The sequence below is a fragment of the Alienimonas sp. DA493 genome, assembly GCF_043951915.1.
Classification (GTDB): domain Bacteria; phylum Planctomycetota; class Planctomycetia; order Planctomycetales; family Planctomycetaceae; genus Alienimonas.
The window spans coordinates 41,314-66,205 of record NZ_JBINJD010000008.1; the positions used below are offsets into that span (position 1 = coordinate 41,314).

The following is a 24,892-nucleotide window of genomic DNA, read 5'->3' on the forward strand; positions in this document are numbered from 1 at the left end:
TGACGCTTCGAGCTGGTCTGGAAACGGCGTCTCGGCGTCCGCGAATCGCGGGGCGGCGGACGGATCGGTAAGCTCGCCGGCGTTCCGCGTTCCCGCCCGGGTGGAAGCCGTGTCTGTGGTCGAACCGTCGCCCGCCGCCCCGTCCGAGGCCCCGGCCGAGCGGCCGCAGCCGGTCCGCCGGCCGCGTTCGCTCAAGACGCGGGCGCTGATCCTCGTCCGCCGGGTGCACCTCTACGCCGGTCTGTTTTTATTGCCGTGGGTGTTCCTCTACGGCGTGACCGGGGCGATGTTCAATCATCATGATTTATTTCCGCACCCGACGATCGAACCCGTCGACGCCGGCGGTTCGCTGACCGGCCTGCCGACGCCGGAGGAACTCGCGGAGCAGGTCACCGCGGCCCTCGACGCCCACGCCGCCGACGCGACCGTCGCCCTGCACCCGGACGGCGTACCGGAATATACCGGCGACCTCATGTTCGAAACCTGGGAGGGTGGCGCCCGCCGGGTGGTGCACCTCGACCCGATCACCGGGGCCGCCACCGTGGAGACTTTCCCGGAGAACGACGAACGGCCGGAGGCGCTGATTAAAGCGACGAACCTCAAGCTCCCCGAAGACCCGTTCCTGTCCAGCCGGCGGGACGCCCAAACGGTTCTGCAAAAAGCGGGGATCGACGCGAAGAACCCGCCGCGGCCGCTGGGTTGGACGAAATTAAACTACCTCGCGACCGTCGACGGCGAGCCGGCCCGGGTGACGTACGTGTTGAAGGACGGGCACGTCGACGTGGAGCGCTACACCGGCGAGGACGGCATGAACCCGCGGGCGTTCTTCCTGCGGCTGCACACCTCGCACGGCCAGCCGCCGCACTGGAACTATCGGTTCGTCTGGTCGTTGTTCGTGGACGCGATGGCGATCGCGATGGTCGGCTGGGGCCTGACCGGGCTGGTGATGTGGTGGACGATCAAACGCACCCGCCTCATCGGAGCCGGCGTGCTGGCCGCCAGCGTCGGAGTCGCCGCCGTGATGTACTTCGGAATGGAGCACTACTACGCCAGCACGAAGCTGTAGGAACGCCGACGGCTTCGCCGGCTTCAATGAGAACCCGTTGAGAGTTGAAATGACGGACGTCCGCCCCCTGCCGACGGCGCTGAAGGTCGTCGCCTGGCTATTTATTATCACCGGGGCTTTGGCGGCCTGGGACGTCCTCGCCGCCTTGCTGAACGGCAGAATCAGTCTCAACTTCGGCGTGCTCGGCCTATTTATTGGTCCCGGCCTGTTGCGACTGAGTTCGGGCTGGCGGACCTGCGGGTTGGTCCTGCTCTGGATCGAGATGATCCTGATCCCGCTCGCCATTTTGGCGCTGGTCGCCTCAGGCGGACCACTCGACGTCACTTTGTCCGGAGAACCGGCCGGGGAAGCGCCTCTGCTCGTCGGCCTCGGCGTCGTCGGCGCTTTGCTCGCTCTGGTCGTCTGGGAATACCGCGTCCTCACCCGGCCGGACGTGCGGCGGTTGTTCGAGTTGGAGACCGACCGGACCGATCCATTGGCGAACGTGGATTGAGCCGGTTTGGGTCCGCCGCGGCGGGCGAGCGGTTGCTCTGGTCGGCGGGGCGTGAAAGATCTCCACTCCCGCCGCCGTCGGTCGCCCGCGCTCCCCCCGTTGCCAATCCCGGGAGGCGAACCCCGGCCCCCCGCCCGCCCCCGGTCCCGCAACGTCCCCCGTGCCCACCGCCGTCGCGGATCGTCCCGCCGCCGCTCCTCCGTCCCGAACCCCGATTCGTCCGGACGTCGCCGTCCGGTTGAAGGAGCCGGCCCCGCAGAAGGCCCCGGCGCCGCCGGCGAAGCCCCGCACGGGGTTCTTCTACGGCTGGCTGATGGTGCCGGTCGCGGCCCTGCTGCACGCCGGCACCGGCGTCGGGCAGACTTACGGGGTGAGCGTGTTCAACCCGCTGATCCTGGCGGATCTGGGCGTCTCGGAGACGGCCCTGTCGCTGACGTACATGGTCGCCTCGCTGGTCGCGGCGACGCCGTTGCCGCTGGTGGGGCTGGCGATCGACAAATACGGCCTGCGCGCGGTGGCGATCTGTCTGGTAGTCGGGCTGGCCGCGGGGTGCGCGCTGACGGGCTCCGCCCCGAACCTCGTCGTGCTGGCGCTGGGCTTCTTTCTGCTGCGAACGCTGGGTCAGGGGGCGCTGACGCTGGTCGCCTCGAACACCCCGGCAATGTGGTTCGACCGCCGCCTCGGTCTGGCCGGCGGGCTGGTGGCGCTGGGGCAGAGCGCCGCGATCGCCTTTCTGCCGGCGGTGTTCATTCTCGTCGTCTCCGGCTCCGTGGACGCCGCGGAGACCGGCGGCTTCGGCGGGCTGGGCTGGCGGCGGGGCTACCTGTTTCTCGGGCTGGCGAACGCCGCGATTCTGCTGCCGGTGTTGTTCTTCGTCTATCGGAACCGCCCGGCGGACGTCGGCCAGCGCGTCGACGGCGACGCCCCGGACGTTTCCCCGGACGAACCGCCCCCCGGGGCGTCGGAACTGGACGGCGACGCCGCCGCCGGCCCCGTGCCGGGCGTGCAGAACAGCCCCAACACCGTGCGGGCCTCCCTCACCGCCTCGCAGGCCTACCGCACCGTGCAGTTCTGGTACGGGGCGGCCGTGCAGGGCCTGTGGGGAATGATCGCGACGGCGATCTTCTATCACCTGCTCACGATGCTGGGCGAACGGGGGGTGAGCGAGGCGGACGCGGCCGTCTGCTTCACCGTGTTCGCCGGGATGATGGCGGGGTGGCAGTTCCTCGGCGGCGTGCTGGCCGACCGCGTCCCGCCGCGGCTGTTGCTGAGCGTCGTCGGTCTGCTGGGCGCCGCGGGCTGCGGGCTGCTGTTCGTCGCTCAGGACCGGTATTTCGCCTGGGGGATGATGGCGGCGTTCGGCTCCGCCCAGGGGCTGTTGACGGTGACGATGAACGTGCTGTGGCCGCGGTTCTTCGGCGTCGGGGCGCTGGGGGCGATCCGCGGGTCGGTGCAGACGCTCGTGGTGGCGGCGTGCGCCGCGGGGCCGGTGCTGGTCGCCCTCAGCCGGGAACGGCTCGGTTCGGAGAACCCGGCGCTGCTGCTGTTCGGCGGCCTGCTGGCGGCCGTCGCCCTCTCCGCCCCGTTCCTCCGCCCGCCGGTCCGGGGCTGACGGACGCCGATCACGCTCTCGGGACGCGGAGCGTCCGGCGGCTGTGCGGCCCGTGCGTCCCGTGCGTCCCGACGCAGAGCGTCGGGACGAGAAACCGCCAGCGGTCGACGGCCGACGGAGGCCACCCGGACTGGTAGTTTCTGAGCCGCCATGTCCGACGCCCCCGCTCCCCCGCCGGTTCCCTCGCAAGCCCCGCCGCCGGTTCCCGCCCCGGCTCGCTCCCCGGAGGAGCAGCCGCACGGCTCCACCCGGTTCGCCGGCGCCCTGACGGACCGCGGCAAGGGCCGCACCTTCCCCTGCCCGACCTGCGGGGCGGCGCTGGAGTTCCATATCGGCTCGCAGGGGTTGAAGTGCCCCTTCTGCGGGGCGGAGGAAACGGTCGAGCAAGCCGAAGACGCCGCCGTCGAGGAGCGGGACTTCCAGGCGATGCTGACCCGCCTGCGGGAGACGCACGACGCCGGCTCGCACCAGTACGACGAGATGCGGGAGGTGCGGTGCCGAAGCTGCGGCGGCACGGTGCTGTTCGCCGGCACCGTCACCGGCACGGAGTGCCCCTATTGCGCCACGCCCCTGCAACTGGACGCCGCCGAGCAGGCGAAAAGCCGCATCGCCCTGGACGGCGTGCTGCCGTTTCAGGTCTCCGAAAAACAGGCCGCGAAGAACCTTAAGGAGTGGGTCGCCAGCCGCTGGTTCGCCCCCAACGATTTCCGAAAGCGAGGCGTGCGGGGCAAATTCAACGGCGTCTATCTGCCCTATTGGACGTTCGATTCCCTCACGTTCACCCGGTATCACGGCCAGCGGGGGGAGCATTATTGGGTCACCGTCGGCACCGGGGACAAAAAGCGGCGGGTGCGGAAAACGCGGTGGTATCCGGCGAGCGGGGCCTTCGAGCGGTTCTTCGACGACACGCTGGTGGTCGCCAGCGACGCGGTCAGTCGCGGCCTGGCCGAGGATCTGGAGCCGTGGCCGCTGCCGAAGGTGAACCCCTACGACCAGCGGCTGCTCGCCGGGTTCCTCGTCCGCACCTACGACGTGGAGTTAGAACCGGGCTTCCAGCTCGCCGACGCCCGCATGCGGCAACAATTGGAGTACGACGTCCGCCGGCGGATCGGCGGGGACGAACAGCGGATCAGTTCGATGGACGTCCGGCACAGCGCCGTGACCTTCAAGCACCTCCTGTTGCCGGTCTGGATGCTGGCCTACCGCTACAAAGGCGAACCGCACCAGGTGCTCGTCAACGCCGTAACCGGCCGGGTGACGGGCGAGCGGCCGTATTCGTGGATTAAAATCACGCTGGCGGTGGTCGCGGGGCTGATCGCGTGCGGCCTGATCTTCCTCTTCACCCAGGGCGGGGTCCGACTGCGATGAAGACGTTGCCGATCGTCGTCCGCCGCCTCTGGCTGACCCGGCTCACCGGCGCCGCGACGCTGGTGTTGATCAGCGTCACCTGGCCGCTGTGGCTCCCGCCGACGCCGACGAGTTTTCCCCAACTGCCGTTATTCGCCTGGCTGATTCCCGCCCCGGCGTGGTGCGATTGGATCGCGCTGGCGGGCATCGTGGTCGGGGCCGTCGGGATGGCGGTTTCCCGTGAGTCCGAAGCGCAAGCGAGGGGAGACGCCGCCGCGCCTCGCTTGCGCTTCGGGCTCACTTGGGCGCTCGCCCTCGCCCCTGCCCTGTTCACCCTGTCCCTCGCGTTCGCTCTCGCTCTCAATCAGATCCGCATTCAGGTCTGGGCGTATCAATTCCTGCTGTTAGGGGCGGTGTTGAGCCTCTGCCCGCAGTCGGAGACCGGCGATCGGGCGGCGGTGACGCTGGGGCGGGTTCTGGCCGTGGGGGTGTTGTTTCATTCGGGGCTGTCGAAGCTCGATCTCGCCTTCGCCGAGGGGCCGGGGTCGTGGTTGATGGGCGGGTTTTTGTCGCTGTTCGGGGTGGAGGCGAACGGGCTGGACGAGAAGGCCGTCTCGGCGATCGCCTTCGCGGTGCCGGCGTGGGAGATCGCCCTGTCCGTGCTGCTGGCCGTACCGAGCCTGCGGCGGGTGGGGCTGATCGCGGCCGTGTTCATGCACACGTCGGTGGTGGCGACGCTGTGGAAACTCGATCAGAGTTGGGGCGTGCTGCTGTGGAACGCCTTCTTCCTCGCCCACGAGTTCCTGCTGTTCTGGCCGGCCCCGAAGTCGGAGGGCGTGCCGCTGTGGACGACGCTGCGGACCGCCGGTCCGCGGGCTTTGCCCGCGGGGTTATTGATCGCGGCCGCCGTGCTACTGCCGTTCGGGACTCGCAGCGGGTATTGGGACGTGTGGCCGGGGTGGGCGGTGTACGCCGGGGGCGTGCCGAAGGCCCGGGTGATTCGACCGATGACGCTCGCCGAGATTCGGCGGTACGACCCGGACGGGACCTGGCCGTTCGGTCACGACATGCCGGAAGACTACGACCGCCGCGGGCTGGAGCGGCTGGGGGCGCCGGTTCCACAGGACCCGCGGGTGCGGGTCGGCCTGGTCGTGGCCGACGTGCTGCGGGGCCGCGTCCGCCACCCGTCGCTGACGGTCCTCTCCCCGGGGGCTCGGTGGGAGACGGACAGCGGAACGGCGGCGGGTTATCAGGGCGACGAACGGGTGAGGCGGTTCGCCGACGACTTCCTCCTCAACGCCCGCCCCCGGGCGTTGAGCCTGCCGGCGGAAGCCCCATGATGGGCGCCCGCGAACGCTCCCTCCGGTCGCGGCGAATCCATCCGACATCCGAGATCCCACTTCCGACCTCCCCCATGGCCCGCGTCAACGATCATTTCCGCCTGCTCAAAGCCGGGTATCTGTTCCCGGAGATCGGCCGGCGGGTGCGGGCCTTTCAGGAGGCGAACCCGGACAAGTCGATCATCAAGCTCGGCATCGGCGACGTGACCGAGCCGCTGCCGGCGGCGATCCGCGAGGCGATGCACGCCGCGATCGACGAACTCGGCGACCGCGACACCTTCCGCGGCTACGGCCCGGAAAAGGGCTACCCCTTCCTGCGGGAGGCGATCGCCGAACACGATTTCAACGGCCTCGGCGTCTCCCCGGAGGAGATCTATATCTCCGACGGTTCCAAGTGCGACTGCGGCAACATCCTCGACATTCTCGCCGACAACGGGGCGAATAAAGTCGCGGTCGCGGACCCGGTCTACCCGGTCTACGTGGACACCAACGTGATGGCCGGCAACGCCGGCCCGGCCGACGAAAACGGCCGCTACGAAGGGCTGATCTACCTTGAAGCGACCGCCGAGAACGACTTCCAACCCGCCATCCCGGAGGAGAAGGCGGACGTCGTCTACCTCTGCTACCCGAACAACCCGACGGGGGCCGTCGCCTCGAAGGAGTATCTGGCCGAGTGGGTCGCCTACGCCCAGAAGCACGGCAGTCTGCTGTTGTTCGACGCGGCCTATACGGCGTTCATCACCGATCCGGACGTGCCCCGCAGCATTTACGAGATCGACGGGGCCCGCGACTGCGCGATCGAGTTCCGCAGTTTCAGCAAGAACGCCGGGTTCACCGGCGTGCGGTGCGCCTTCACGGTGGTGCCGGAAGGGCTGACCGGCACGGCGAGCGACGGCACGGAGATCCCCATCGGCAAGCTGTGGGACCGCCGCCAGAGCACCAAGTTCAACGGCGTGAGCTACATCGTCCAACGCGGCGCCGCGGCCGTGTACTCGGACGCCGGCCAGCAGCAGACCGGGGAGCTGGTCTCCTTCTATATGGAGAACGCCACGCTGATCCGCGAGGGCCTCTCCGCGGTGGGGATCGACGTCTACGGCGGGAAGAACGCCCCGTACGTCTGGCTGAAGACGCCCGGCGGGCTCAGCAGCTGGGAGTTCTTCGACCGCCTGCTGAACGACGCCAACGTCGTCGGCACCCCCGGCGCCGGCTTCGGCGCCGCGGGCGAGGGCTACTTCCGCCTGAGCGCCTTTAACAGCCGCGAGAACGTCGAGACCGCGCTGGAGCGAATCAAAGCGGCGCTGTGAGGGGGTGAGGAATTACTAACCCGAAGCGTGAGCGAGGGAACCGGCCCCCGCCGGCCTGCGGCCGCCGCCCTCGCTCACGCTTCGGGTTAGTTTGAACCTGAATTCTGGGTGTCGATTTTTCTATCGCCACTGGATTGGAGTGGGCAACAACTGCTCCGCTCGGCGTTTCGCCTCATCCACCGAGAGACCGCCTGCGCGGTCCGGATGCCGCGGAGATTTTGGAAGCGTGCGGAACAGTAAATCGAACCGCACGCCGTCCGGATTAAGATCGGGCTTCTCGTCAGGCTCCAGTTGATCGTCGGCTTTCGCCAACTCATACCAATAGTCGTAGCCCATCTGCACGACGTGGACGGTCATCGGCGTGGCGCCGTCGTACAGCCACTCACCTGAAAGAACGATTTTTAGCGGTTGATCGGTCATCGATCGATTGTGGCTAACTACCCGCCGGGCAGCGGCGGGGGGGCGCTGCCGAACTGATTGGCGAACGCCGGGACCTTGCTGACCGGTTCCCAGCCGGACATGCCGTTGGTCCAGACGAGAGCGTCCGGGCCGACCTGACCGCTGCGGACGGCGTGCTCCAATTGCGGTTGGGGCAGCGGGCCCTTCTGCTGTCCGTTCGCGGCGACGTGCCACATCGTCGCCCCGGGCAGCGGCGGGGGGGCCGGCGCTTGAGCCGGGGCCATCTGCGAGTTGCCTTGGGCCAGTTGGTTCGCCATCTGGAAGCCGAGGCCCAGGCCCACGCCTTCGCCCAGCCCGCCGCCGGGGCCGCCCGGCTGGCCGAGGGCGTTGCCCAGCTGGAACTGCTGGTAGCGGCCGAGATCGCCGATCACGCCCATGCTGCTGCGGGCGTCGAGGGCCTTCTCCACGCTCTCCGGCAGAGAGACGTTGATGATATACAGCTGCGGGACTTCGAGGCCGTATTCGTCGTCGATCCGTTCGTTGACGATCTTGGCGAGGTCGTCGCCCAGTTCCCGATAGTTCGCGGCCAGATCCAGCGCCGCGATCTTGGATTCGCCCAGCAGGTCCGCGAAGGCGCTGACGACCACGCCGCGCATTAACTCGGTGATCTCGCCGGTCTCCAGGGCGGAGTCGGTGCCGACGAGTTCCTTGAGCAGCACCTGCGGGTCCAGCGCCCGCAGGGTGTAGGTGCCGAACGCCCGCAGGCGGACGGGGCCGAAGTCGTCGTCCCGCAGCATGATGGGGTTCGGCGTGCCCCACTTCAGCTCCCCGATGGTGCGGGTGGAGACGAAGTAGACCTCGCTTTTGAACGGGCTCTCGAAGCCGTGCTTCCACCCCTTGAGGGTGGAGAGGATCGGCAGGTTGTCCGTGTTCAGCGTGTAGTGGCCGGGCTCGAACACGTCGGCGATGCGGCCGTTGTCGACGAAGATCGCCGTCTGCCCGGGGCGGACGATCAGCTGGGCCCCGTTCTTAATTTCGTTGCGGTAGCGGGGGAAGCGCCAGACGAGGGTGTGACGGTCGTCGTCCACCCATTCAATAATGTCGACGAGTTCGCCGCGGAGTCGATCAAACAGGCCCATCGAACGGTACCGCTGCAGGGGTGGAGGAACGCCGGGGGAGATCCGGGGGAGCCCGGATCGTGGCCTCCCGCGGCCGAACTCGCAACGGCGGCCCGCGACGGCGCCCGGACCGAAGACCCGGCCGACGGGCCTCAGGCGGCGCGGCGGGCGGCGTGGGGATGGACCGGCGTCGGTTCGTCGACGGCGGAGTCCGCGTCCGACCGGGGCTCGGCGTCCAACAGGGGCTCGGCGTCCCACAGGGGTTCGACGTCCAACGGGGGTTCGGCGTCGGCGGGCGACGGGTCGTCCAAGCGCGACGGCCGCACGATCCGCAGGCCGTATTCGGTCCGCCGCTGCCAGGCGGCGCCGGCCCAGGCGCCCAGCAGGGCTGCTTCGTGATGGCCGAACACCTTGGCGACGGCCAGCGTGAGGAACAGCGCCGCACAGACGGCCGGGGCCAGCCAGGGCGTCCGCAACTGGGCCCCGATCACGCCCGCGGCGGCGGTGAGGGCCGTCATCCCGAGAATCGCCGCGAGCGTGCGGCGGACGCTCAGCCCGCGGTCCTGCAGGCGGTGGTGGAGGTGATGACGGTCGGCGGCGGCGATGCTCTGGCCGGACAGCTTGCGGCGGGCCATCGCGGTCAGCACGTCCCAGCCGCTGACGGCGCCGGCGGCCAGCACGCCGATCAACGTCACGCCGCTGAAGGTTTTGCTTTCGATCCACAAACTCAGCATGCCCAGGCAGGCGCCGATCGAGAGGCTGCCGGAGTCGCCCAGGAAGATCTTCGCCCGCTTGGTGGGGAGGTTGTGGGGCAGGAAGCCGAACACCGCCGCGGAGAACGCCAGCGCCAGCGTGGTCACGCCCCACTGGCCCATCAACCCGCCGTGCACGGCGATGGAAATCGCCACGATCCAGCCGACGCCGGAGGCCAGCCCGTCCAACCCGTCGGAGAGGTTCACGACGTTCGCCCAGCCGACGAGCCAGACCACGGTGAACCCCACCGCCCCGACCTGCCCCCACAGACCCCATTCAGAAAACCGGAGGACGTAGCCGTGCAGTTCCAGTTGGGCGACCGGCGGGCCGAGCAGGGCGAACGGCAACGCAGCGAGGATCATGCCCAGCAGCTTGGTGCGGGCCCGGACCGGGCGGCGGTCGTCCCAGGCGCCGACGAGGCAGAACAGCCCCGCGGTCAGCGTGAGGCCCCAGAGGTGAGCGGCCGGCCCCGCGGGGGTGCGGCCGAGGGCGTATAAGACCGCCACGCCCGCCACGAAGGAGGTCGCCACCGCCACGCCGCCCCACAGGGGGGTGACTTTACGGTGCAGCTTGCGGCCGCCGTCCGGGGCGTCGACGGCGCCGACCCGGGGGGCGAGCCAGCGCATCACCCCGGCGCCCGCCGCCGCCAGCGCCGTGATGCCGGACAGCACGGCCCAGACCCACGGGTCCAGCCACGGCTCGCCGAAGGCGCCGGCCATGGAGACATGGGCGAACAACAACGGCAGCGTCTCGGGCGAGAGCGGAACGAGGGGGACGAGCGGCATCGGAACGGTCAGCGCCTCGCAGAGAATTCGGGCGGGCCGGAGCCGTCGAGCGCGCCAGCGTAACGCGCGGCGCGGGACGACGCCGCCGCGCGGATGCCGGTTTGCGGCTCGGTCGGGGATTGGGGCGTCGCCGGCGCCGAGGGGCCGGGGGGGGCGCCGGCGGCGTCCGCGGCGGTCGCGGCGGCGGGCGTCCGGCCGAGGCCGGCGTCCTCCGGCACGAGCACGACCAGCCCGTTCCAGATGTTCCGTTCCGCGATCTCGCGCTCGTTGAGCCGGCCTTTGTGCACGGGCGGCGGGGGCAGCACCCGGAAGCCGGCGGCGAGCCACTCCGGCCCGGTCAGGGCGAAGTCGAACGACCGCCCGGAGTTCCGCGGCAGCACGATCAGGTCCGGGCGGGCGGCCGCGGCCTCCTCGATCGGCACGCCGTCGAACGCGGTCCGCACCTCGCCGTCCAACCCCCGGTCCTCCAACCCCCGTTCCATCTCCTTCACGAGCCGAGCGGCCGCCCCGACGCCCCACACCCGCGGGGCGGCGGCGGGTTCGTTCGCCAGCGACTCTTCCAGGCGGTCCCCCAGCACGGCGGCGACGTGCAGCTCCGCGTCGCGGCCCGGGTGGTCCGCCTGCTGGCCGTCGACCACGTGCAGGACCGCCAACACGCTCAGCGCCGTCCCGACGAACGCCGTCCGCCACCAGCGCCGCACCGGCGACCGGACCGCCCCCGCCCGATCCCGGCTCGGCAGAAACGCCCACGCCCAGCGGACCGCGTCGTTCAACAGCAACCCGACCACCGGCAGGGAGAGCAGCGCCGGCAGCAGGAAGTACCGCCCGTTGATCTCCCCGTGCTGCGCCAGCCGCTGGTACACCGCGGCCATCACGCCCAGCGATACGCACCAGCACGGCAGGGCGTCCGGCCGGAGCATCCGCCGCCAGTACCACAGCAGCCCGACCCCGCAGAGCAGGAGGAACACGGGCTTGTAGGCCCCGAGCAGGCCCTCGGCGTACACCAACCACAGGGGGTCGCCGGCCTCGGCGGCGCTGGTGAGGGCGTGCGGGTCCGTGGCGGCGACGGCGGCGTCCTGAAAGACCGGAGCCTGGGCGACGGCGTCGGCGTGCGCCGCCGGATCGGCGGCGGGGCTATTGGCCAGCGTTCCGATCAGCTTCCGCCGGGTCCAGCGGAACATGTGGCGGAGCACGGCCAGCCGGCCCCACTCCCATCGGGAATGGCCGTGCAGCAGGGTGAGGTTGACGGCCAGCAGCGTCGCCGGGACGGTCGCCACCGCGGCCGTCGCCCCGCCCAACAGCCGCGGACGATCCGCGGGGCGCCGCCACGCCGCCACGGCGGTCCAGCCGAGCAGCACCGCGAACAGCAACCAGCCCTCGGTGCGGGTCAGCGTCGCGGCGGTCGCCGCCAGCCCGGCCAGCAGGAACCAGCGCCAGCGCGGCGGGGTCGGCCCGCCGCCGGCGGGCGGATTGAGTTGCGGCTCGGCGGCCCGGTGGCAGGCGGCGAAGGTGCAGGCGACCAGCAACCAGAAGGTCCCGTCGCGGATCGGTTCGACGCCCGTCTCCGTGAACGCCGGGTGCACCGCGAACGTGGCGATCCCGGCGACGGCGACGCCGACCCCGAACTGCCGCTTCCACCAATCGAACAGCGGGAAGACGGTCAGCCCCGCCACGAGCACGCCCCACGCCAGCGCCGCGTTCGTCCCCCCGAAGCCCGTCGCCTCCCCTGCCGCCCGCAACAGGGCGAGCACGGCGACGTACAGGTTCAACTCAATCTTATGGAACGCCCCGTCCAGATCGCCGGCCCGCATCCGGTCGGCGAGCATCTCGTAGAAGTGGGCGTCGCGGCAGACGGCGTCCAACTGCCACGCCAACGCCCCGCGGGTCGCCACGGCGACCAACGCCACGGCCGACGTCGCCCACCACAGCCGGGATCGGCTGCCCGGATCGGTCGACGGGGCCGCCGTCGAGCCGACTTTCGACGGGGGGGGAACAGTGGACATGGAAGGCGGTGACGGCAGGCGCGGTCAGGTTCGCCAGAGGGATCGACCCGCATCCGCGGGCGAGGTGAGGTTAAGACGGGAGAAACACTCGCGGAAGCGGTAATCCCGCGCGGGGCGGCCCGGGGCCCGTCGGGCGGACGGCGCCTCCCGCGGGCGTCCGCACAATCCGGCGAGCCGGACCGCGGCCGCGGCCCGGGGAGCGTCGCGGCGTCCGGCCGATCCTTCGGCCCAGGGCGGTCCGCCCCCGAAGGCCCGGGGCGGAACGGCCCTCCAGTTTACCCACCCTTCCCGAGAGGTCCCCCCATCATGGCGCAGGCGGACGGCCTGACGCCACCGCCCGTCCCGGGCTGGCGGAATTGCGAGCGGCGGCCGATCTGACTTGACAACGCCGCATCGTCGCGGCCGGTCTCGTTTCCCTCCCCCCGGCGGTAGTCATGGCACGGACGCCCCTTTCTCGCCCGGGCCGCATTCTCCGGTCCGCGTTTCGTCGCTCGTTGTTGGCCCGCCGCACGTTGGCGGTCGCGGCGATCGCGACGGGCCTCGCCGCCTCCCTGACGGGTTGCGCCGGGAGCGGTTTGAGTCAGGCCGACCCCCTCACCCCGCAGGCGGACATGGCCCGCCGCTCTGTGCCGCAGCCGGCCCAGGTGCCGCGGGAGTTCTCCAAAACTTTACTGCCCACCTACCGGCTCGCCCCGGGGGACACGGTGCTGGTGGAGCCGGCCCGGTTCGACACCCCGCTGCGGTTCCCCGCCGATCAGCCCGTGCAGCCGGACGGCACGATCGACCTCGGTCGGTTCGGCCGGCCCCCGGTCGCGGGGCTGAGCGTCGCCGAGGTGGAAGAGGTCGTCGCCCGCCGCATCGCCCTGGTGGCGGAGCGGGACGAGGTCCTCGCCGAAGCGATCGCCGAAGACCCCACCGCCGCCGAGGTCAACGTGCGGCTGATCGATCCGAACGGCAGCGTGTACTACGTGCTGGGCGCCGTGCAGACGCCGGGCGTGTTCCAGCTGGCCGGCCGGGAGACCGTGCTGGACGCCATCCTGACCGCCGGCGGCCTGACCGATAACGCCAAGCGGTGCGACATCATCCTGGCCCGCCCGTCGGTGCCGGCCGACTGCCGCACCGTGCTGCCGGTCTGCTACGACCACCTCGTGCAGATGGGCGACAGTACGACGAACTACCAGATTCTGCCCGGCGACCGGATCTTCGTGCCCAGCCGCGGCTGCAAGGACACGATCTCGGAGTTCTTCGGCTGCGACGACGAGTGCGACCTGTGCCGCTGCACCCCGCAGTTCGGCTGCGGCCCCGACGCCAAGCCCTGCCCCACCCCCACCCGCTACGCGGCGATGTGCCCGGACCGGGCCGGCGTGAGCGCCCTGGACTACCCCGGCCCCTTCGGCGCCGAGGCGGCCGGCCTGGACGAACTGGTCGCCCCGCCGGCGCCCGCCCCGGCCGTGGAGGACGAGGGCGACTTCGGCCCGGTCCCCGCTCCGGCCCCGGATCCGATCGACGTGCCGGAGGTCGACCCCGCCGACGCGGCTCCGCCCGCCGCCCCGGCGCCCGTCACGCCCGCCCCGGAGACGACCGAACCGCCCGCGGCCCCGGCGATGCCGAACAACCCCGCCGCCCCGGACGCCCCGGCGGAGGAAACCGACCCCGCCCCGCTGCCGCCGGAGATCCCGGACCTGCCGGATCTGGACGATCTGGCCGTCGGCCGGGCGGCCCTGCCCCCCGCCCCGGTGTGGGATTCGGAACTGCCGGTGCTGGAAGTGCCCGCGAACGGTTTCTGAGCTTCCTCGACGGAACTCCCTCGGGCAGGCGACGCGTCCCGCGTCCCGCCCCGCGACGAACGCCCGCCGGGCCGGTCACTGACCGGTCCGGCGGTTTTGCGTTTTGGACCGACGCATCGCGGAACGCATGCCTGTAAGTTGATGCACGATGCGACGGCGCGTCGCCCTCGCGTTTCCTCGGGCATTTCGCCTTTTTCCCTGCCGCGGCGCCCTCCGGCCAGCGGCGTTCCCTCCCCCGGAGTTCTTCATGTCGTCCCCGATCCAACCGCGTCGCCGACCTGCGCGATCTGGCTTCACGCTGATCGAACTCCTGGTGGTGATCGCGATCATCGCGATCTTGGTCTCCCTGCTGCTGCCGGCCGTGCAGCAGGCCCGCGAAGCCGCCCGCCGCAGCCAGTGCCAGAACAACCTCAAACAGATCGGCTTGGCGGCCCACAATTACCACAGCGCTCATAAGGCCTTCCCGCTGTGCGGGATGGGCCCGAGCTTCCGGAGCGCCGGCGGGTGGGGCAACCTGTCGCCGTTCGTCGGGATGCTGCCGTACCTGGACCAGACGGCCCTCTGGAATCAGGTCAGCAAGCCGCTGGACACGAATAACGACGGCACGCCCGATTTCGGCCCGTTCGGTCCGGCCAACACCTCCAATTACTCGCAGCCGGCCGGTAATTATCCGCCGTGGCGGACCGTCATTCCGGCGCTGGTCTGTCCGAGCGACCCCGCCCCGGCGCCCACCGGCAATCAACTCGGTCAGACGAACTACGCCTTCAACGCCGGCGACAGCGACATCCTGCACGACGACGACCTCGGGCGGGCCCGCGGGATGTGGTCCTGGGGCCGCTGCCTCGGCCTGCGGGACGCCCGCGACGGTACGGTCAACACCATGCTGTTCGCCGAAATCGGCCGGCCCTCCCCCGAACGGGCCTGGCAGGGCGGGGTGATGTCCAACGGCCAGGCGGATTCCGGCCGCGTGGACGTCAACGCCTGCCTAAACGACTCCACCGACCCCAATAACCCCGGCTACTACCCCACCGGGGCGAGCGGCAGCTACACCACGTTCCACGCCGAACGCGGTCGGGCCTGGTGCTCCAACGAGAACCAGTACGGCGCCTTCAACGCGGTGCTCGCCCCTAACGGCCCCAGCTGCTCCAACGACAACAACGCCCGCGGCGCCTCGCCCGGTCAGAACGGCAACTACTACATCGTGTCCGCCGGCAGCTATCACACCGGCATCGTGCAGGTCGTGATGTGCGACGGCAGCGTGAAAAGCATCTCCGAGACCATCAACGCCCAGACCGGCACCGGCAGCACGCTGCCCCAGCCGGCCGCCAGCGGCAAGAGCGCCTACGGCGTCTGGGGGGCGTTGGCCACCCGCACCGGCGGCGAAGTCGTCGACGAATTCTGAGCCGGAATCGTACGACTCGGCCCCGCGGGCCGAAGGAACGTCGAGCGCACCGCCCGCCCGGGACCTCCCGGGCGGGCGGCGTTCGTTCGGGACCGGCGCCAACCCTGCCTGAGGCGCTGCGGATCACGCCGCCGGTCCACCGACGCCGACTTTTCCCGAAGCGGCCCGATTTCAGATTTTTCCCGACCCGCAGAACCAGGGATTCTCGCTTCCGGACGAATCTTGCGGGGACAGGGGGGCGAAGTAGACTCCCCGCTTCGTAAATCGATCTCTTCCGGTGCGGCGGGTCTTCGCCGGCGGAACGTGGCGATTCCTCCCCCTCTTCCCTGCCGTCGCCCCTCCGGCGGTCGGCGCCTCCCACGGAGTCCTCGTTGGCTTCTCCCGCATCCCGCGTCCGGCGGTCCGTCCGGACCGGCTTCACGCTGATCGAACTGCTGGTGGTGATCGCGATCATCGCGATCTTGGTCTCCCTGCTCCTGCCGGCCGTCCAGCAGGCCCGCGAAGCGGCCCGCCGCAGCCAGTGCCAGAACAACCTCAAACAGATCGGGTTGGCCCTCCATAATTATCACAGCGCCTATAACGTCTTCCCGCTGTGCGGGACGGGCGAATCGGACCGCTCGGTCTGCCACGGCATGATGTCGCCGCTGGTCGGCCTGCTGCCGTACCTCGACCAGACCGCCCTGTGGGGGCAGGTCAGCAAGCCGCTGACGATCACGACCGGCAGCGGCGCGACCGCCACCACGGCCTCGTTCCTGGCGTTCGGCAATCCGAACGCCAACGGCGCCTCCTATACGAACTACTCGGAGACCGCCAACACCTACCCCCCGTGGCGGACGCAGATCACTTCCCTGCTCTGCCCCTCGGACCCCGCCGCCGCCCCGATCGGCAACGAGATCGGCGAAACGAACTACGGCTACTGCATGGGCGACAGCACCCGGACCAACACCAACAACATGAGCGTCGCCCGCGGGATGTGGGTCTCCGCCCGCGCCCTGGGCCTGCGGGACGCCCGCGACGGCACCGTGAACACGATCATCTACGGCGAGATCGGCCGCCCGGCCCCCGGCCGGGAGTGGCAGGGCGGGTACGTCAACAGCACGACGCGGAACGTTTTCGTCGACCCGGCCGCCTGCCTGACCGCCGCCACGGACGCCAACAACCCCGGCTTCTACCCGAACCCGACCGTCAGCCCCTTCACGAACTTCCAGCCCCGTCGCGGCGACGCCTGGAACAGCGCCGAGGGCCAGTTCGGCGGCTTCAACGCCGTCCTGGCGCCCAACGGCCCCAGCTGCGGCCACGACGACACCTCCCGGAGCGCCAACCCGTCGGCCGAGGGCTACATCCTCAGCGCCGGCTCCTATCACACCGGCATCGTGCAGGTGGTGATGGCGGACGGCAGCGTGAAGAGCATCTCCGAGACGATCAACGCCGCCACCGCCGGCGTCACCGCCACGGCCCCGCCGACCTCCGGCAAGAGCCCCTACGGCATCTGGGGCGCCCTCGCCACCCGGGCCGGCGGCGAAGTGGTCGGCGAGTTCTGAGCAGCGAGTTTTAAACGGCGAGGACGGAGCGGCGGACCGCGGGCCAGGTTCGATCCCGGACGCCCCGCCGACCGCTCGGCGACGTTTCACGCCGCCCGCCCGGGAACGCTCCCGGGCGGGCGGTTTTGCGTATTTTGGGGGCGGTTTTGAGCTCCGACGGGCGGCCCCGGGCCGGTCGCGGGACGGCGGGGGGATAGGATCGAACCCTGAATCGTTCCGCAGGTTCGTCGATGACCGCCCCCCCGTCCGACCGCACGCCCCCGCCGCAGGCCGCCCCGGAGGGAGTCGATTTGCCGGATCTGGTGCGACGGGCGAAGGCGCTGCTCCGCGACAACCGTCGCGGCGACCGCACCATTCCCGCCGCGGGGCTCTATCCGCACCAGTGGAGCTGGGACAGCGCCTTGATCGCCATCGGTCTGTCGCACTACGACGTGCCCGCGGCGAAGCAGGAGCTGCGTACGCTGTTCCAGGGACAATGGGCCAACGGCCTGCTGCCGCACATCGTGTTCAGCGAGGGGGACGACGGTTATTTCCCCGGGCCGGACTGGTGGGACAGCGCCCGCAGCCCGCACGCCCCGCGGAAAGCAGACGGCACGCCGATAAAGACCAGCGGCCTCGTCCAGCCGCCGGTGCACGCGACCGCCGTGCTGCAGGTCGCCGACCGCGACCCGGACCCCGCCGCCGCGGCCGTCTGGCTGCGGGAGATGCACCCGAAGCTCGCGGCCTGGCACGACTACCTGTATCGAGAGCGGGACGTCGACGGGAACGGGCTGGTTTATATTCGCCACCCGTGGGAAAGCGGGATGGACAATTCCCCCCTGTGGGACGAGCCGCTGAGCCGGATCGACGTCCCCGAGGACCTGTTGCCGGACTACAAACGCAGCGACCGGGAACACGCCGATCCCGACAGCCGTCCCGACGACGCCACCTACGACCGCTACGTGCTGCTGGTCGAACTGGCCAAGGCCTGCGACTACGACGAGGATCGCCTGCGGAGCGGCGGCGGCCCGGACGGCGGGGCGTTCCCCTTCCGGGTCGAGGACGTGCTGTTCAATTCGCTGCTGGCCCGGGCGGAGCAGGACCTCGCCGAGATCGCCCGCCGCGTCGGCGCCGACGACGCCGACCACCGCCGCCGGGCGGAGACGACCCGCGCCTATCTCAATAAAAACCTCTGGTGCTCGAAATCGAGCATGTATCGGAACTACGACCTCGCCGCCGACGAGCCGTTCGTCCGGCGGGTCGCCGGCGGCTTCGCCCCGCTGTTCGCCGGCATCCCGGACCGGGCGCGGGTCGAGCCGATGCGAAAGGCGATGCGGTCGGCGAGCTTCAACGCCTGCGCCGACGGCTGCGCCGACGGCGTCGGCTACGCGGTGGCCTCCTTCGACCGCGACCACCCCGACTACAACGCCGACGGGTATTGGCGCGGCCCGGTCTGGATGAACGTCGACTGGCTGCTGCACGCCGGCCTGCGCCGCTACGGAATGGCCGGCGAAGAAAGCGTCGTCCGCGACAGCATGCTCCGGCTGCCCGCGAAAAGCGGCTTCCGCGAGCACTACGACGCCGAGACCGGCGAGGGCGGCGGCGCCGAGAACTTCAGCTGGTCCGCCGCCCTGCTGATCGACCTCGCCGCGACGGAGTTCGGCCTGGACGTGCGGGCCGTGTAGCGGCCCCCGCCGCGGTCACAGCACGCGGGGGGCGATCGCGTCCAGCGCGTCCCGCCGGCCGGACTCGGCGATTTCGAGTCCGGCCGGCGTGGACATGTAGTGCGGCGCCGCCGCGATCCCCAGCCGAATCAAATCGAGCCGGTCGCCGTCCCAACAGGCGCCGAGGGTGGGGTCGTCGGTCGTCGCCCCGTCCGTGTGCCGGGCGCAGGCTTCGACCAACAACTCCAGCCGGTCCGGCGCGAGTTCGAAGAACCGTCCGTGGAGTTCCTCCGCGAAGGCCCCGCCGCGGCGACCGTGGTCCGGGTCGTGGCCGTCGTTGAGCCGTCGGCAGTCGTGAAACAGGGCGAACAGCGTAACGATCTCCGCGTCCGCCCCGCAGGAGCGGGCGCAAAACAATCCGTTCCGCTCCACCCGCGCCCAATGCCGCGGTCCGTGGATTGAATGATGGTCGGAGAACCCGGCCCCCTTGACCGTCTCGATCAGGCCGTCGGGATCGAAGAGGCTCATGGACGGGACGGGGACAGGGACGGGGCGGCGGGAGCCGATTTTCCGCCACCCCCGTCCCCGGCGCCAGCACGACGGGCCGGCGCCCCCCTACGGGGAACTCGGCGGGGAGTGCGGCGCCTCCCGGAGCTCTGCGGGGGCCGTGGCTTCCGTCGGCTCCAAGTCGCCGTCTTCCACGCCGCCACCGCACCCCGCGGCGCCGGCGAGGAGACAGAGGGTCGCGGCGTAAACGGCGATTCGGGGCGGGCGTCGAAAGGCGGTCGGGACGGTCATCGGAGGTGCGTACGGAGCGGAGGGAACGGGTAGAAACGGGAACCGAATTCGGCGGGCGAGGCTCCGGCCGCGGGGGTGTCCGAGCCTCGTTATACCCGCCTCGCCGCCGGGGTCGCGAGCGGCCGGATGACGCACTTAAAGCATCAATACGGCGTCATGCCAAACCCCTTCCGCCCCAAACGCATTGAACCCTGTTTATCGAGGAAAAACTCTACGCATAAAGATTTTCCGCAACAAACGACGGCCCTTGCGTTTTGGCGAAAGCCGCGCATAAAGTCGTTGACCGCCCGGACGGCGCCCCCTCTCAGCACGACGGCGCCTCGGCCGGCCACAATCCTCCTTCCCCGCGGAATTGCCGGTCGCGCTCCCGGTCGTCCCGTTCAGTGAGTCGCTACGCACTCCTGAAAGGCTTCCATGTCGTTTCTCTCCCCCCCGGCGCGTCCCCGCCGCGGTCGATCGGGCTTTACGCTGATCGAACTGCTGGTCGTCATCGCGATCATCGCGATCCTCGTCTCCCTGCTGCTGCCGGCCGTGCAGCAGGCCCGGGAGGCCGCCCGTCGCAGCCAGTGCCAAAACAACCTCAAGCAGCTGGCCTTGGCGATGCACAACTATCACTCCACCTACAACGTGTTCCCGGCGGCGTCCGGCGGGACGACGGGCGATTCGGGCTCCAACGAAGGGTTCGTCAGCACCTTCCCGATGCTCGCCCCCTTCCTGGACCAGACGGCCTACTGGAACCAGATCAGTAAGCCGCGGGACGCCGACGGCGACCCGGCCACCACCGGCGACATGCAGCCGGCGTTCGGCTACTGGCCGCGTCCCGACGACTGGGGCGACCCGTACGAGCCGAACCGCTACCAGTTCGCCACGCTGCTGTGCCCGTCCGACGGGACCGAGCCGAAGGACATCGCGGACACCAACTACGGCCTGAACCACGGCGACAACGGCCTCGGCTGGCAGGAGAACGGCACCAGCGAAGCCACCCAGCGGTCCCGCGGCATGGGCATCGGCGTCTGGAGCGTCGGCGACCCGAACCTGCACCTCGGCCTGCGGGACGTGAGGGACGGCGCCACCAGCACCCTGCTGTTCGGCGAAATCGGTCGCGGGACCAACCGCACCTTCCAGAGCGGCATCGCCGAGGGCGTGAGCATGCCCGTCGTCAACGGCGGCTACGAAGATCCCTCCGCCAACTGCTACCAGAATCCCAGCGTCGTCGACCCCTCCCTCCCGGGCTTCTACAGCGCCTCCGCCGGCTACGAAGCCAGCCGCGGGATCGCCTGGAACATGGCGTACACGGAGTACAGCGGCTTCCACACGGTCGGCCCGCCGAACGGCCCCTCCTGCGCCGCCGATACGGAGTGGTATTTCCGCCGCGGCCGAGGCCTGTACGCCGCCGGCAGCTACCACACCGGCGGCGTGCAGGTCGCCCTGTGCGACGGCTCGGTGCAGTTCATCTCCGACACCATCGACACCGGCGACCTCACCGCGACCAACCCCACCTTCGGCCCCAGCCCCTACGGCACCTGGGGCGCTCTGGGGACGCGTAACGGCGGCGAAGTCGTCGGCGAGTTCTGACCGCACGACTCGCCCCGCGAGCCGAACGCCCGCCCGCCCCGGGAGCCGACCCGGAGCGGGCGTTTTCGTTCGAACGGCCCCGTCCGACAGGGGCTTCGTTCGTCGTGAGCAACTGAGCTGCGGGGACCGGGTCGGGGGGCGGCCGGCGAAGCGTCAGCGGAGCCGGACGGGGTGAGCATGCGAGCGGCGTGCGACGTCGCTCAACGAGTGACGCAACCCGGCATGCTCACCCGCCCGTCCGCGACCGCTCCCGGCCCGTGAATGCACGGCGCCCGGCGAGCTCGACGAACCGCCCGTTGAGTACCTCCGCGAAGGCCCCGCAGGAGCGGGCGCAGTACAGCCCGTTCCGCGCCCAGCGCCGCGGCCCGTGGATCGAATGGCGATCCGAAACCCCGGCCCCCTTGACCGTCTCGATACCGTCTCGATCAGGCCGTCGGGATCGAAGACGCTCATGGGGCGGGAGCGGGGATCAAGAAGCCGGCGAGGGTCCCACGGGTCCCTCGTCGCCTTGCCCCGCCAGCGCCCCCCGCCGCTGCGGACGTCGTCCTTGTTACTGTGGTCTGTCGAAGCCCAGTCAAACGGGTTTCCAGACCATGCTCACGAAGGACGACATGCAACTACTGATCTCGGCAGGACTCATTGCGATCATCGTGGTCTGGGGCCTGATCGCTCCCGAGTCGATGGCGTCCGTCTCCGACGCGGCGCTGGCGCAAATCACGCGGAACTTCGGCTTTTTTTATCTGTGGGCCGTGCTGGCGCTCGTGGCGTTCTGCTTCTGGCTGGCGTTCAGCCGCTTCGGCAACCTTCGGCTGGGGACCGAGGATGAAGAGCCCGAGTTCTCGGCCTTCGCCTGGTTCGCCATGCTGTTCGCAGCCGGAATGGGCATCGGCTTGGTGTTTTGGGGCGTGGCCGAACCGATGTCGCACTACGCCTCGGCGCCGCCGGGCATCGCCTCCGGCACGCCGGAGGCGGCCAACGCGGGGATGCGCTACGCCTTTTTTCACTGGGGCCTGCATCCTTGGGCGATCTACTCGGTGGTCTCGCTCGCGATCGCCTTCTTCCAGTTTCGACGCAACGGCGCCGCGCTCGTCAGCACGGTCACTTCGTCGCTGCCTTGGGCTCCTGTCCGCAAGCTCTCGGTTCTGTTCGATGTGCTGGCCGTCATCGCCACCGCCTTCGGCGTGGCGGCCTCGCTGGGCATCGGCGCCATGCAGATCAACAGCGGCCTGAACCGCGTGTTCGGCGTGCCGGTGGGCGTCACATCGCAATTAGTCATCATCGGCGTGGCGACGGCCCTGTTCCTGACCTCGGCGGTCACCGGCGTCGAACGCGGCATCAAGTGGTTGTCCAGCATCAACCTTGTGGTCGCGGGCCTGCTCGCCGCGGCCGTATTTTTGCTGGGGCCGACGGTGGCGATCGTCGACACCTTCACCTCCACGCTCGGCGCCTACCTCAGCGATTTCGTGCGCATGAGCCTGCGGACCACGCCGTTTCGCGACAGCGCCTGGGTGGGCGACTGGACCGTCTTTTATTGGGCGTGGTGGATCTCCTGGTCGCCGTTCGTCGGCCTCTTCATCGCGCGCGTCTCACGCGGACGCACGATCCGCGAGTTCGTCTTCGGCACCGTGCTGGCGCCGACGCTCGCCGCATTCGTGTGGTTTTCCGTGTTCGGGGGCGCGGCCCTGAACCTGGAAATCTGGCAGCAGGCGCCGATCTCCGAGGCCGTCGAGGCCGACGTGTCGACCGCGCTGTTCACCATGTTCGACGCCCTGCCGATGAGCACGGCGCTGTCGGCCGTGGCCACCGTCCTGGTGCTGGTGTTCTTCATCACGTCGGGCGATTCGGCCACGCTGGTGCTGGGCATGATGAGCACCGGGGGAAGTCCCGATCCGAGCGCCCGCGTCAAGGCGCTCTGGGGCCTGCTGGTGGCCGGCATTGCCTCGAGCCTGTTGCTCGCGGGAGGGGTCAGGGGTTTGCAGACCGCGACCATCGTCTTCGCGCTCCCGTTCACCTTCGTGATCCTGCTGATGGCCCTGGCGATGTGGCGCGCGGTGCGCCACGATTGGCACGCCGAGCAGGCGGAGGAACGACGTCTCCGCAAACGGCTGCGAGAGCTGGCGGGCCTCTGAGCCAGGCGCTGCCGATCGCCGGTGGGGGGCGCCGCTCGACGCCGGGCGCCGTGCTCTCTCTCACCGGCCGGCGGAGCGTCAGCGGAGCCGCACGGGGCGAGCCTGCGAGCGACGCCCGCCCTCACCAAAACTTCCGATCCAGTGCCCGGTAGTTGATCGCCTCGCTGAGGTGGCCCGGGCCGATTCTCTCGGCGGCGTCCAGGTCGGCGATGGTGCGGCCGACCCGGAGGATGCGGTCGTGGGCGCGGGCGGAGAGGCCCATTTCTTCCATCGCGGCCTTCAATAATTGCTCCGCGTCGGCGTCTAGTTCGCAGTGGCGGCGGATTTGGCGGGCGCTCATGCGACCGTTCAGCATCGCCTTGCCGCGGGTCTCCGGGTCGGCGTCGAACCGGTCCCGCTGCCGCTCCCGGGCGGCGAGGACTTGGGCCCGCATCGTCGCGCTGTTCGTGCCGGGCTTCTTGTTCGACAGCTCCCGGAAGGGCACCTGCGGAACTTCGAGGTGAATGTCGATCCGGTCCAGCAGCGGGCCGCTGATCTTCGATAAATACCGTTCGACGGCGGCGGCGTTGTCGGCCCGGCGGCCGGCGCCGTCCTCGGCGTGGTAGCCGCTGGGCGTGGGATTCATCGCCGCCACCATCATAAACCGGGCCGGAAACTCCCGCGTCCCGATCGCCCGGCTGATCGTCACCCGGCCCTCCTCCAACGGCTGTCGGAGCACCTCCAACGTCTTCCGATTAAATTCCGGCAGTTCGTCCAGAAACAACACGCCGTTGTGAGCCTGACTAATTTCCCCCGGTCGCGGGACGCTGCCGCCGCCGACCAGGCCGGCCTCGCTGATCGTGTGGTGCGGGGTGCGGAACGGCCGCTGCAACACCAGGCTCCGCCCGTCCCGCAGCTTGCCCAACGCGCTCCAGATGCGGGTGGTTTGAAGACTCTCCTCCGCCGAGAGCGGCGGCAGGATCGTGCCGATGCGGGAGGCCAACAACGTCTTGCCGGTCCCGGGCGGGCCGATCATCAAGAGATGATGCGCCCCGGCGGCGCTGACGGTGACGGCCCGTTTGGCGAACTCCTGCCCCTTCACGTCGGCGAAATCGACCGTATACCCCTCGTCGGAGGCGACGGCGTCCTCCCAGCGGAAGGGGTGCGGGTCGATATTCAATTCGCCGGTATAAAATCCGACCGCCTCGGCGAGGGAGCCGACGGGGATCGCTTCAATTTGGCTCACCACCGCGGCCTCGCGGGCCGTTTCGGCGGGGACGAGAATGCCCCGCAGCCCCTGCTGGCGGGCGGCGAGGGCCATGCTGAGCACCCCGCGGATCGGCCGCAGCGATCCGTCCAGCCCCAGTTCGCCCACGGCGGCGTATTGTTCAAATCGCTCCGATAAAAACTGCCCGCTGGCGGCGAGGGTGCCGAGGGCGATCGGCAGGTCCAACCCCGGGGCGTCCTTGGGCAGGTCCGCCGGAGAGAGGGCGATCACAATTCGATCAATCGGCCGCTGGTAGCCCGAATTGACCAGCGCCCGCTCGATGCGGTGGGTGCTCTCGCGGGTGGCGGCCTCGGCGAGGCCGACGAGCGTCGTTTTCGGCAGCGCCGCGGGGGAGATGTCCACCTCCACCGCGACCGGTTCCGCGTCGATGCCGTAAAGGGAATAGCTCCGCAACTGGGCCAGCATCGCGGCGGTCCGGGTCCGGGGAAACGGCGGTCGAGACGGTGAACGGGCGTGAGCGTGCGCCGATTGTGCGACCGGCGGCTCGTCCGTGCAAATGCGGGCGGACCCGGCCGCCGAGGGCGGGAGCG

At 70.2% G+C, this 24,892-nt stretch carries 18 protein-coding genes; 12 read left to right on the forward strand and 6 right to left on the reverse strand.

Features of this window, described 5'->3' with window-relative positions; translation table 11 throughout:
• Nucleotides 1-100 precede the first annotated feature (100 nt).
• The 6 genes from ACG2DA_RS02270 to ACG2DA_RS02295 all read left to right on the forward strand — a co-directional run bounded on the left by ACG2DA_RS02270 (nt 101) and on the right by ACG2DA_RS02295 (nt 7,162).
• Nucleotides 101-1,066 carry a PepSY domain-containing protein gene (locus ACG2DA_RS02270; RefSeq protein WP_395253838.1) on the forward strand — a complete coding sequence of 322 codons (966 nt, stop codon included), beginning with the start codon at nt 101-103 and terminating at the stop codon, nt 1,064-1,066.
• A 49-nt stretch (nt 1,067-1,115) separates the two neighbouring features.
• Nucleotides 1,116-1,559 (forward strand): hypothetical protein, encoded by a 444-nt coding sequence (locus ACG2DA_RS02275; RefSeq protein ID WP_395253839.1) that lies wholly within the window; start codon nt 1,116-1,118, stop codon nt 1,557-1,559.
• 160 nt (nt 1,560-1,719) lie between these two features.
• Nucleotides 1,720-3,171 (forward strand): MFS transporter, encoded by a 1,452-nt coding sequence (locus ACG2DA_RS02280; RefSeq protein WP_395253840.1) that lies wholly within the window; start codon nt 1,720-1,722, stop codon nt 3,169-3,171.
• Nucleotides 3,172-3,321: 150 nt separating this feature from the next.
• Nucleotides 3,322-4,539: a hypothetical protein gene (locus tag ACG2DA_RS02285; protein WP_395253841.1), complete on the forward strand. Its 1,218-nt coding sequence runs from the start codon at nt 3,322-3,324 to the stop codon at nt 4,537-4,539.
• Nucleotides 4,536-5,858, forward strand: coding sequence for a hypothetical protein (locus ACG2DA_RS02290; protein ID WP_395253842.1), 1,323 nt, complete (start codon nt 4,536-4,538; stop codon nt 5,856-5,858). Before ACG2DA_RS02285 ends, ACG2DA_RS02290 begins: the two co-directional genes overlap by 4 nt.
• Before the next feature lie 74 nt (nt 5,859-5,932).
• Entirely contained in the window at nt 5,933-7,162 is a 1,230-nt protein-coding gene (locus ACG2DA_RS02295) for an LL-diaminopimelate aminotransferase (protein ID WP_395253843.1), read from the forward strand.
• 120 nt (nt 7,163-7,282) lie between these two features.
• Here ACG2DA_RS02295 and ACG2DA_RS02300 read toward each other — a convergent pair whose 3' ends face one another.
• The 4 genes from ACG2DA_RS02300 to ACG2DA_RS02315 all read right to left on the reverse strand — a co-directional run bounded on the left by ACG2DA_RS02300 (nt 7,283) and on the right by ACG2DA_RS02315 (nt 12,220).
• Entirely contained in the window at nt 7,283-7,582 is a 300-nt protein-coding gene (locus tag ACG2DA_RS02300) for a hypothetical protein (protein WP_395253844.1), read from the reverse strand.
• Nucleotides 7,583-7,599: 17 nt separating this feature from the next.
• Nucleotides 7,600-8,700, reverse strand: coding sequence for an SPFH domain-containing protein (locus ACG2DA_RS02305; RefSeq protein WP_395253845.1), 1,101 nt, complete (start codon nt 8,698-8,700; stop codon nt 7,600-7,602).
• A gap of 131 nt (nt 8,701-8,831) precedes the next feature.
• Complete coding sequence (locus ACG2DA_RS02310) at nt 8,832-10,217, reverse strand: glycosyltransferase family 4 protein (protein WP_395253846.1); 1,386 nt, start codon at nt 10,215-10,217, stop codon at nt 8,832-8,834.
• An 8-nt stretch (nt 10,218-10,225) separates the two neighbouring features.
• Nucleotides 10,226-12,220 (reverse strand): glycosyltransferase family 39 protein, encoded by a 1,995-nt coding sequence (locus ACG2DA_RS02315; protein ID WP_395253847.1) that lies wholly within the window; start codon nt 12,218-12,220, stop codon nt 10,226-10,228.
• Nucleotides 12,221-12,717: 497 nt separating this feature from the next.
• On the opposite strand from ACG2DA_RS02315, the gene ACG2DA_RS02320 reads away from it, so the two are divergent.
• The 4 genes from ACG2DA_RS02320 to ACG2DA_RS02335 all read left to right on the forward strand — a co-directional run bounded on the left by ACG2DA_RS02320 (nt 12,718) and on the right by ACG2DA_RS02335 (nt 18,614).
• A complete protein-coding gene (locus tag ACG2DA_RS02320) occupies nt 12,718-14,007 on the forward strand; it encodes a polysaccharide biosynthesis/export family protein (RefSeq protein WP_395253848.1) in 1,290 nt (429 codons plus the stop codon).
• A 247-nt stretch (nt 14,008-14,254) separates the two neighbouring features.
• Entirely contained in the window at nt 14,255-15,409 is a 1,155-nt protein-coding gene (locus ACG2DA_RS02325; protein ID WP_395253849.1) for a DUF1559 domain-containing protein, read from the forward strand.
• 371 nt (nt 15,410-15,780) lie between these two features.
• Nucleotides 15,781-16,950: a DUF1559 domain-containing protein gene (locus ACG2DA_RS02330; RefSeq protein WP_395253850.1), complete on the forward strand. Its 1,170-nt coding sequence runs from the start codon at nt 15,781-15,783 to the stop codon at nt 16,948-16,950.
• Nucleotides 16,951-17,180: 230 nt separating this feature from the next.
• Nucleotides 17,181-18,614: an amylo-alpha-1,6-glucosidase gene (locus ACG2DA_RS02335; RefSeq protein ID WP_395253851.1), complete on the forward strand. Its 1,434-nt coding sequence runs from the start codon at nt 17,181-17,183 to the stop codon at nt 18,612-18,614.
• A gap of 15 nt (nt 18,615-18,629) precedes the next feature.
• On the opposite strand, the gene ACG2DA_RS02340 is transcribed toward ACG2DA_RS02335, so the two are convergent.
• Complete coding sequence (locus ACG2DA_RS02340) at nt 18,630-19,121, reverse strand: hypothetical protein (RefSeq protein ID WP_395253852.1); 492 nt, start codon at nt 19,119-19,121, stop codon at nt 18,630-18,632.
• Nucleotides 19,122-19,805: 684 nt separating this feature from the next.
• Here ACG2DA_RS02340 and ACG2DA_RS02345 point away from each other — a divergent pair.
• Together ACG2DA_RS02345 and ACG2DA_RS02350 are read left to right on the forward strand one after the other, a co-directional pair.
• On the forward strand, nt 19,806-20,966 hold the full coding sequence (locus tag ACG2DA_RS02345; RefSeq protein ID WP_395253853.1) for a DUF1559 domain-containing protein: 1,161 nt from the start codon (nt 19,806-19,808) through the stop codon (nt 20,964-20,966).
• 611 nt (nt 20,967-21,577) lie between these two features.
• On the forward strand, nt 21,578-23,095 hold the full coding sequence (locus tag ACG2DA_RS02350) for a BCCT family transporter (RefSeq protein ID WP_395253857.1): 1,518 nt from the start codon (nt 21,578-21,580) through the stop codon (nt 23,093-23,095).
• Between the two features lie 121 nt (nt 23,096-23,216).
• On the opposite strand, the gene ACG2DA_RS02355 is transcribed toward ACG2DA_RS02350, so the two are convergent.
• Nucleotides 23,217-24,767 carry a YifB family Mg chelatase-like AAA ATPase gene (locus ACG2DA_RS02355; RefSeq protein WP_395253854.1) on the reverse strand — a complete coding sequence of 517 codons (1,551 nt, stop codon included), beginning with the start codon at nt 24,765-24,767 and terminating at the stop codon, nt 23,217-23,219.
• Nucleotides 24,768-24,892 lie beyond the last annotated feature (125 nt).